Source organism: Pseudolysinimonas sp., from assembly GCF_049651805.1.
In the GTDB taxonomy this organism is placed as follows: domain Bacteria; phylum Actinomycetota; class Actinomycetes; order Actinomycetales; family Microbacteriaceae; genus Pseudolysinimonas_A.
Genome location: NZ_JBASCU010000023.1, coordinates 1 through 7,794 on the forward strand (window position 1 = coordinate 1; position 7,794 = coordinate 7,794).

General features: G+C 66.4%; 12 protein-coding genes and 1 pseudogene. 8 read left to right on the forward strand and 5 right to left on the reverse strand.

Features of this window, described 5'->3' with window-relative positions:
• Nucleotides 1-147 precede the first annotated feature (147 nt).
• Nucleotides 148-321: a hypothetical protein gene (locus WBL06_RS05800; RefSeq protein WP_424455028.1), complete on the reverse strand. Its 174-nt coding sequence runs from the start codon at nucleotides 319-321 to the stop codon at nucleotides 148-150.
• Between the two features lie 58 nt (nucleotides 322-379).
• Between WBL06_RS05800 and WBL06_RS05805 the strand changes: the two genes are divergently transcribed.
• The 3 genes and pseudogenes from WBL06_RS05805 to WBL06_RS05815 all read left to right on the forward strand — a co-directional run bounded on the left by WBL06_RS05805 (nucleotide 380) and on the right by WBL06_RS05815 (nucleotide 1,119).
• Nucleotides 380-625 (forward strand): hypothetical protein, encoded by a 246-nt coding sequence (locus WBL06_RS05805; RefSeq protein ID WP_424455029.1) that lies wholly within the window; start codon nucleotides 380-382, stop codon nucleotides 623-625.
• A gap of 39 nt (nucleotides 626-664) precedes the next feature.
• Nucleotides 665-787 (forward strand): annotated as a pseudogene (locus tag WBL06_RS05810) (nuclease-related domain-containing protein); the annotation flags it as partial.
• 62 nt (nucleotides 788-849) lie between these two features.
• On the forward strand, nucleotides 850-1,119 hold the full coding sequence (locus WBL06_RS05815) for a hypothetical protein (RefSeq protein WP_424455030.1): 270 nt from the start codon (nucleotides 850-852) through the stop codon (nucleotides 1,117-1,119).
• 1 nt (nucleotide 1,120) lies between these two features.
• Here WBL06_RS05815 and WBL06_RS05820 read toward each other — a convergent pair whose 3' ends face one another.
• From WBL06_RS05820 to WBL06_RS05830, 3 genes are all read right to left on the reverse strand, one after another.
• Entirely contained in the window at nucleotides 1,121-1,288 is a 168-nt protein-coding gene (locus WBL06_RS05820; RefSeq protein ID WP_424455031.1) for a hypothetical protein, read from the reverse strand.
• A gap of 14 nt (nucleotides 1,289-1,302) precedes the next feature.
• The gene (locus tag WBL06_RS05825; RefSeq protein ID WP_424455032.1) at nucleotides 1,303-2,709 is read right to left on the reverse strand and encodes an SIR2 family protein; all 1,407 of its coding nucleotides are present in this window, start codon (nucleotides 2,707-2,709) and stop codon (nucleotides 1,303-1,305) included.
• A 77-nt stretch (nucleotides 2,710-2,786) separates the two neighbouring features.
• Nucleotides 2,787-3,434, reverse strand: coding sequence for a nuclease-related domain-containing protein (locus tag WBL06_RS05830; protein WP_424455033.1), 648 nt, complete (start codon nucleotides 3,432-3,434; stop codon nucleotides 2,787-2,789).
• An 82-nt stretch (nucleotides 3,435-3,516) separates the two neighbouring features.
• On the opposite strand from WBL06_RS05830, the gene WBL06_RS05835 reads away from it, so the two are divergent.
• Nucleotides 3,517-4,041 carry a hypothetical protein gene (locus tag WBL06_RS05835; protein WP_424455034.1) on the forward strand — a complete coding sequence of 175 codons (525 nt, stop codon included), beginning with the start codon at nucleotides 3,517-3,519 and terminating at the stop codon, nucleotides 4,039-4,041.
• Nucleotides 4,042-4,314: 273 nt separating this feature from the next.
• Nucleotides 4,315-4,746, forward strand: a complete 432-nt coding sequence (locus WBL06_RS05840; RefSeq protein ID WP_424455035.1) for a DUF488 family protein — start codon at nucleotides 4,315-4,317, stop codon at nucleotides 4,744-4,746.
• On the opposite strand, the gene WBL06_RS05845 is transcribed toward WBL06_RS05840, so the two are convergent.
• Nucleotides 4,729-5,577 carry a hypothetical protein gene (locus tag WBL06_RS05845; RefSeq protein WP_424455036.1) on the reverse strand — a complete coding sequence of 283 codons (849 nt, stop codon included), beginning with the start codon at nucleotides 5,575-5,577 and terminating at the stop codon, nucleotides 4,729-4,731. The two genes, WBL06_RS05840 and WBL06_RS05845, sit on opposite strands and share 18 nt — an antisense overlap.
• 65 nt (nucleotides 5,578-5,642) lie before the next feature.
• On the opposite strand from WBL06_RS05845, the gene WBL06_RS05850 reads away from it, so the two are divergent.
• The 3 genes from WBL06_RS05850 to WBL06_RS05860 are packed head-to-tail and all read left to right on the forward strand — an operon-like array spanning nucleotide 5,643 to nucleotide 7,785.
• The gene (locus tag WBL06_RS05850; protein WP_424455037.1) at nucleotides 5,643-6,122 is read left to right on the forward strand and encodes a hypothetical protein; all 480 of its coding nucleotides are present in this window, start codon (nucleotides 5,643-5,645) and stop codon (nucleotides 6,120-6,122) included.
• 40 nt (nucleotides 6,123-6,162) lie between these two features.
• The gene (locus WBL06_RS05855) at nucleotides 6,163-6,408 is read left to right on the forward strand and encodes a hypothetical protein (protein ID WP_424455038.1); all 246 of its coding nucleotides are present in this window, start codon (nucleotides 6,163-6,165) and stop codon (nucleotides 6,406-6,408) included.
• Nucleotides 6,409-6,465: 57 nt separating this feature from the next.
• Nucleotides 6,466-7,785, forward strand: coding sequence for an ISL3 family transposase (locus WBL06_RS05860; protein ID WP_424455039.1), 1,320 nt, complete (start codon nucleotides 6,466-6,468; stop codon nucleotides 7,783-7,785).
• Nucleotides 7,786-7,794: the final 9 nt, after the last annotated feature.

A 7,794-nucleotide genomic window follows, 5' to 3' on the forward strand; every position in this document is an offset into this window, starting at 1 on the left:
ACCCGCGCCCGCATCGCCAACCCCGCACGGATCACCGTCGACCGAGTCCACGACATCAACTCGTCCCGATCACCCTCACGAAGCACCAACGCCGCAGCAGGAGAATTCGCCATAAGCAATTCTCCCAACACGCCAACCATTTAGGAACTAACGACACGCGACACTAGCGATGTCGGCGACCTGCTTGATCGTCGGCTCCTTCTGCCCGGCCACCCAGTACGGCCAGGCCGGGAACTTGCTCTCGTAGGCACCGTCATCGCGTTTGGAGCGCTCCTGAGCCCAGCGCAGAACGGACGGTGCGACAGCTACGCGCGCGCTCATCTCCGCACCTCCCTTTCTTGGCTCGTCGTTGGCCTTCAGCCTAGGAGGGGCCGGCGTCATGGCGCAGTGGCACACAACACCCCGAAAGCGGGTCTATCCTCACCTCCCCAACCACGCGACCCTTCGGTATGGGGAATGCGGGGGAACTGAGCGCGATCTCGCCCAGCGGGCGCCCGGCCACTCACTCATCGAGAAGCTGCTCGACGAGTGGAACCAGGGTCGCATCCACTTCGGCGGCCAGCCCGACACAGTCGAAATCGACGAGGATGCGCGCGGCTGGTACTGGGGTGCCCTCGCTGGTTGAGTAGCCGCGAAGCGGCGTGTCGAAACCGGCCCCGAGTGGACGGTGCTGCACTCGGTACCAGTCGGCACGGGCAGCACCGACATCGACCACATCGCGATCGGACCGGCCGGCGTCTTCACGCTCAACACCAAGCCCATCCCCCTCCCTTCGGTGGTCGAGTAGCCGCGAAGCGGCGTGTCGAGACCAAACCCGCGGGCGGCCGAGCCCACTACCTGCGCAACTCGATGGCGGAACTGCAGCGAGCATCCACCGCACTCTCGCAGGCGGCGGGTTTCGCGGTGCCGGTCTTCTCGGCTCTCGTGTTCGTCGACCCCGCGTCGCTGACCATCAAGGCGCCCCCAGGGTGGGACGGCACCGACCTGCACGCGCCTTGCGAGCGCGGGCTGCTCCCCCTGCTCACGAGGCGCCGCGAGCCCCGCGACGAGCAGCTGACAACCGTGATGGATGCCGCGCTTCGCGCGGAAACCTGCACTCAGGGTCGTTCGGGCAGTTGACCTAGGAAGCCTTCTTGATCGAAGACCGCACCTCAATACGGCCGGTGACTTTCGACTCGGTGACGAACTTGCCCGTGGTCGCACTCTTCGACACGTGGACGGTGTAGGAACCGGTCTTCGCGTTGCGCGTGACTGCGGTCTTCTTGACGGCCATCGGGTGCTCTCCCATTCCTTAGATCAAAGTTACTCGGGCTGGTCACCGAAGGCGACCCCTGCGAGGCGTGTTCCCCAGGCCGCACTCAGTTCGGATGCCGCATCACGCCACCCGGCCTCGCGGGCGACCACAGCCGCGGCAGTTTGCGAGAGCCCGAAGGTGACGACAGCGGTTGCGAAGTCGGGGTGGATGCCATCCCCGACGAAGACCGGGACGGCGAGTACGGAGCGCCAGGCCGGGGTTACTCCGGGGTCTCGTTCGGCGTCCTTCAATTTCACTTCTTCGGCGCCGATCGCCTCTCCTGCGATCCATGGGCTGTCATGTCCTGTCGGCAGAAGCTTGAGCTGGCGGACTGCGGCGAACTGGCCCGACTCGGACGCCCACCGGGCGAGCTTCCCTCGGGCGTTTGCGAGCCAGAGCGTTGCGCGGTGCGTCGTCACTCCGAGCGCCTCGCCGATAGCGTCGGAGTCCGTTGCCAGACGAACGGAGTAGTCGCGCTGCAGCTCCGCAAACCGTTTGGTGTGTGCATCCCAGACCCGCCGCGCGCGTTCTGCGGGCGGCTGATATCCGGGATCGGCAGCATGCTTCAGTTCACGAATAACGAGAGCGACGTCAGCGAGATCCTGCACGGCGAGGGCTTGCAGACCGATCGACTCCCATTCGGATGCGAGCGCCGATTCGATCGTGGCAAAGGTTTCGCGATCGAGCGCGAGTCCTTCCCGGATGATCGTGACGAGCGCCGGAAATGTCGGCTTTTCGTCACGCATGATGAGGTGAAGCCAGTGCCGGATGTCAGGGTCACGATACGAGGTGCCCGCAAGCAGCAGCGGGCCGCGCTGCAGAGCGGACGAGAGAAACTCCCTCTGCCATGCCTTCGGGTCAGCCACAAGTTCGGCGAAATCGCGATAGCCGACCACCGCGGAGTATTCCTGGCCGTTGTACACCGCGCCGTGGAGGTGGTGAACCGTGGGCGCTTCCGGTTCGTCGTCACCGTCGGTGTCGATCACAACCAACGGGCTGCCCGTGCTTCGAAGGGCCAACTCGAGCAGAACGTCGAAATTAAGGGTCGCAAGCGTCGTCGCCTCGGGCGCGCCCGCGTAGTGACCCGCCGCCGCGAGGTGAAGTGGTGACGGAGTCGCTGCGACGGTAGGCAGCCCGTACAACGCCTCGTTGAGGTGTGCGGGCCACGCGTCACCCGAACGAGCATGGGCTGCCTCGAGCACGATCGTCTGGTCCTGTTTGCTGAGCAAGACGGCGGCGGCCTCACGCGTTGCGACAATCCCGCTGCGCACTGCCACGCGAATCGCGAACTCATCCCAGGTCGGCAGACCCGATGGTGCAGACGCGCCAGCGCCCAGAACGATCGTCATGTGCTCGTCGCCGGCGAGCGCGGCGAACCCCTCCATCACCTTGCGGTCGATGTCGGGTGCGCTCATGGGCACACGTTAGCGACCATCGGCGACATCGAGAGGCGAGCCCCCACGGCGAGCCGCGCGAACTCGCCGCCTGCCGATCAAGCCACGCGAAACCGTCCCGCAAGCAGTGCGGCGGCTGCGTCCACGTCGACTGGACCGGTCGACGAGGCACTGAGTCGTGCAACGAGCTTCTTCGGCCACAGCACCTCGACATCGCGCACGCTGAACGACCCTCCGATCAGCGGCCATTCAGCTTCCACGAAACACAGAATGCCGAACACAGGAACACCGCCGACAGCATCCTCAACCCGCTCGACCTGCCACTCGACACCTTCGACGAGTTTCGACTTGTCTCGGCCGCCGACTAGGAGTTTCTCGACCCGAGGGCGAAAGAGCCCACCGTCGATCTGAAGGCTCGGGCGACCTTTGTACTTCTTCGTGTCGACCACCCAGATCGCCTGCGGAGTCACAACGAGGTGGTCGATGTTGGCGCGGGTCCCTGGGATGCGGCGGTCGTGAAGCACCCGCACGCTCTCCGACGCGAGCGCGTCGAGACGCAGCCCGACTCGCTCCTCTCCAGACGCCCCGACACTCCACGCCTGCGTGCTCTGCCGCTCCCCCGAGAGGGCGACCGCGATTCCCCCGAATCGGCCCCACTCGTCGCGAATGCGCGCTTCGTCTTTCGCCCGACGGCGCTCGTACTCGCGGCGGGCCGAAGCCCCCGCGATCCCCTGATCCTCGTGCAACGAGTTCCCCCTCGGTGGTCGAGTAGCCGCGGAGCGGCGTGTCGAGACCCCACGTGATCTCGAACCTAGCGACGCGCGGAGCGTGGCCGCGACCCCGCCTCCTAGGGTCATCCGAGCGGCGGGTTTCGCGGTGCCGGTCTTCTCGGCTCTCGTGTTCGTCGACCCCGCGTCGCTGACCGTGAAGGCGCCCCCAGGGTGGGACGGCACCGACCTGCACGTCATCTCGGACGACGAGCTGCTCCCCCTGCTCACGAGGCGCCGCGAGATGAGCGACGAGCAGTTAGCAACCGTGATGGATGCCGCGCTTCGCGCGGAAACGTGGCCCCGCTCCCCGCAACCCTCCCGCCCGGGTGCACACCTCACCCAGGAGTTCCAGGCACTCCGCGACGCCGTCGGCCCGGCACTCGAAACCACGCGCCCCGCCGCAGCCGCGACATCGCGACTAGCACCTCGGCGTCCCGCGCGCACTCGCACCCCGTCACGGCGCCCGGTTCGGTCGTCGCGACGCCGTCGTCGGTCACTCGGCGAAGAACTCTTCCGCCTCGCGGTGCCCTTTGCCGGGCTGCTCGCCGCCTGGTACTACTTCGCCAACGTCTACGGCCGGTAGCGACCAAAGTTTGCTCGCGCGGCGCGGCGACTCGTGATGCCACGATGTAACGCTTATATTCGTTACATGCGGCTCGGTGCAAAGAGTGATGAGACACTCGTCCTACTTGCCAGCGAGGTACGAAGCGAGCTTCTGCGGCGTCGCGGAAGCATCCACCGTTGCACCGCCTGCGGGCGCGAGTTCATCGCGAGAGCGGGCGCACGCACCTGTTCGACTACTTGCCGGGTGCGTGCTCTGCGCGCGCGGACAGCGCTCCACCGAAGGGACCATCACATGATCGGCATCGGATATGAGGGCCTCCAGCTCTCTGAACTGATCGAACGCCTTCGGGATGAGGGTGTGAGCGTGCTCGTCGATATCCGACTCAACGCGATCTCCCGCAAGGCTGGCTACTCGAAGCGAGCGCTCTCGGCGGCGCTTGAGGCCGCCGGCATCCGCTACCTCCACGATCCCCGGCTGGGCAATCCGAAAGAGAACCGTGCCGGCTATGCCGAAGCGCACTCACCCGACGGCACCGCGGCCCGTGAACACTTCCGCGGACTTCTCGCAAGCGAGCCAGGAGCCCAGGGCATCCGCGGACTGGCAAGCCTCCTGGAGCAAGAGACAGTGGCGGTGCTCTGCTACGAGGCCGACGAGGCGCACTGCCACCGCGAGCAGGTCATCGCTGCGGTGCGAGAGTCTCGGCACTCACTCGTCACCGTCTAGGTCGAAGAGCCCAACGCTGGTCGCCACGCCCTCGGGCGGGTAGTAGACGCCGAGCACGCTGAAGCTCGCGCGTTTGCGTGCATCTTCGAAGTTGCCCATGAAGAAGGATGTCTGCTTGCCTGGCGCGAACATCCGCTGATGGAAGTTCTTCTCGATCGCGGCCCTAACGACGTCGTCGGAATCCCGGTTCAGACGGTTCTGCAGAGCCGTGAGTTCCCAGTCGAGCACCTGCCCCACGTGACCCGGGCACCCGTCCGCAGTGCAGTGGTATTCGTAACGGACAACAAACCGTGGTGCCTTCAGCTCGGACGGAGTCTTCTCCAGATCCCCAAACAGCGATAGCGGCGAAAGGCTCGCGGCAGCCGCAATACGCTCCTGCTGCGCATCTGACCAGCCGTCGAACGGCTCGACCTTGATGCGGTCCAATGACCTCACCGACACCATCCCCAATGACGGGGCGTCGTGATGTTCCGAACCGGCGCCGCTCAACGCGCACGTCGTCGTTCGTGGCACCTTGCTCATGATCGGCTGACGTTCCTTCCAATCGTCGAGGTGCCCAACGACGTCGATCGTGTCGATGTCGGGCCGAAAGCTCTCTGGCCGTGAATCTCCTGTCGCGCGTCGAACCTCCACGTCGATGAGGTCGAACTTCTTGAACTGCTTCTCGACACCCATCCACCTGAACGGCAGCGGATAGAGCCGGATCCACTCCGATCGACCCCCATCGACTCGGATGCCGGCAACGCAGACAGTGTCGCCGTACAGCTTCGACGGTTGCGGCGAAGCCTTCACCGTGATCAGTACCCGAGCCGTCTCGGAGCGCACCTGCATGCCGTGAAACTAGGAGGCACCACCGACAGACTCGATCAACCCTCTCGCAGGCAGCGGGTTTCGCGGTGCCGGTCTTCTCGGCTCTCGTTTTCGTCGACCCCGCGTCGCTGACCATCAAGGCGCCCCCAGGGTGGGACGGCACCGACCTGCACGTCGCTTCGGAGCGCGGGCTGCTCCCCCTGCTCACGAGGCGCCGCAAGCCCCGCGACGAGCAGCTGACAACGGTGATGGATGCCGCGCTTCGCGCGGAAACGTGGCACCGCTCCCCGCAACCTTCCCGCCCGGGTGCTTACCTCACCCAGGAGTTCCAGGCACTCCGCGACGCCGTCGGTCCGGCACTTGAAGCCACGCGACCCGCCGCCGCCGTGTACTCGTCGCGTCCGGTGGCTCGGCACCCCGTGCGGACCCGCACTCCGTCACGGCGTCCGGCGCGCTCGTCGCGATGCCGTCGTCGATCGCTCGGCGAGGAGCTCTTCCACCTCATCGTGCCGTTCGCCGGGCTGCTCGTCGCCTGGTACTACTTCGCGAACATCTACGAGCGGTAACGCCGAGCAAACCTGCCCGCACCTTCGTAATCTAGAAGTGATGCTGTCCCCACCAGGAAGTTCGTCGCGCTCGGCAAACATGCGAGCGAACCGCAGGCGAGACACCACGCCAGAGATGGAGGTCCGACGCCGGGTCCACTCTCGTGGCCTCCGCTATCGGTGCGATCTCCGGTTCAAGGTCGATGATGTGGCAGTGCGCCCCGATGTCGTGTTCACAAAGCAGAAGGTGGCGGTCTTTATCGGGCTCTTCATCATGAAGCGGGGTGAGCGGGTCGTTGCGGGGTGAGGGGCCGGGGTCTTCCAGGATGGAAGTTCCTACTCCTCCTTCGAGAAAGACCCCGACGTGTCTCACCCTATTTCGGGGTGCGCTTCGTGCGCGCCTGCTTGTTCCGTGTTCGCCGTTGACGGGTTCCATGTGACGGGTGTCGATGCTCGTGCCGAGGTGCTGGTGCTCGATATCGAGACGGCTGCCGACACGGTCGGTTGCCCAGGCTGCGGAGTGTTGGCCGAGAGTCGCGGCCGTCGGGTGCACGAGCTCGCGGACGCGCCGGCGTTCGGGTTGCCGGTGCGGGTGCGCTGGTCCAAGCGGCTCTGGCGGTGCCGCGAGGTCGGCTGCCGGGTCATATCGTTCTCTGAGACGCATCCGTTCGTATCGGCTCGCGCGAAGCTCACCGCTCGAGCAGTCGGCTGGGCGACGAGCATGCTACGCACCGATGACACCACCGTCGCGGCGTTGGCCCGGCGGCTGCGGGTCGGCTGGAACACGCTCTGGCGGGCGGTCGCCGCTCACGCCACCGACATGCTCGACGAGCCAACCCGTCTCGACAGGGTGCTCGCGCTCGGGGTGGACGAGCACATCTGGAAACCCTCACGTCGTGGTCACGACCGCGCGGTGACCTCGATGGTGGATCTGACCCGCGACGAACACGGGCAAGTGCGGGCACGCCTGCTGGACGTGGTGCCGGGCCGGTCCGGGACCGCCTACGCCGCCTGGCTGCGCACGACGCCTGCGGGGTTCGTGCCCGCGGTCGAGCATGCCGCGTTAGACCCGTTCCGCGGCTACGCCAACGCGATCCGCGACGAACTCCCGGACGCGGTCGCGGTGCTCGATGCGTTCCACGTCGTCCGGCTCGGGGTGAAGGCCCTCGACGAGGTTCGACAACGTGTCCAGCAAGACACGCTCGGGCATCGAGGCCGGAAGGGCGATCCGCTCTACGGAATCCGCGGGCTGCTGCGCCACGGGGCCGAGCACCTGTCCGAGCGGCAACACGCCCGCCTCCGCGCCGGACTGGTCGCCGGGGACCCGACCTGCGAGGTCGAAGTCGCCTGGCACTGCTACCAGCAGCTACGTTCCGCCTATCACCAGGAACGGGCCACGGACGGTCGCGCCATCGCCGAGCAGGTCCTCGACGGCTTCCACAGCTGCCCGATCCCCGAGATCGCCCGCCTCGGCCGGACCCTCCGCGCTTGGCGGCAACAGTTCCTCGCCTACTTCGACACCGGCGGGGTGAGCAATGGCGGCACCGAGGCGGTCAACCTCATCATCGAGAAGACCCGACGGCTCGCCCACGGGTTCCGCAACTTCGACAACTACCGGCTCCGCATCCTGCTCGCCGCCGGCGGCCACAAGCCCTGGCGAACCCGAGCCGCCCCCGCTTCATGATGAAGAGCC